Origin of the sequence: Oceanivirga salmonicida, assembly GCF_001517915.1 — a bacterium.
Taxonomy (GTDB): domain Bacteria; phylum Fusobacteriota; class Fusobacteriia; order Fusobacteriales; family Leptotrichiaceae; genus Oceanivirga; species Oceanivirga salmonicida.
On record NZ_LOQI01000192.1, the window covers coordinates 1 to 413 of the forward strand.

Annotated in this window: 1 protein-coding gene; it reads right to left on the bottom strand. The window is 22.8% G+C overall.

What is annotated here, in order from left to right; translation table 11 throughout:
• On the bottom strand, positions 1–345 hold a 345-nt coding region (locus AWT72_RS08905), incomplete at its 3' end, for an ABC transporter permease (RefSeq protein ID WP_082680610.1).
• Positions 346–413 lie beyond the last annotated feature (68 nt).

Here is a 413-nt window from a genome sequence, read left to right on the forward strand (position 1 = left end):
AGAAACTAAAACTATACCTCCATATATCATTGTTGTAAAATACCCTATTTTTAATATTTTACTACCTTTTATATCAAAAAATTCTGTAACTAATACTATAAATATACCAATAATATTGACAGTTATAGATATAGAAAATGCCAAAATAAAACTATTCTTCAAACTATCTATCGCAATTTGTGATGATAATAATTTATCAATAGCTTTCAATGAAACTTGACCACCTACTATAAATGTATTTCTAACAAGATCTATATTGGGATAAATTATAAAGGCTATTATTATCCAAAATAAAACAACATGTAAACTTATTTTTTTAATATATCTTACTAGATTATTGTTCATTTTCATCACCATACTGCATTACATCACTACAATTTAAATAAAGTTTTATAGTTTCTCCTACCTTAAAA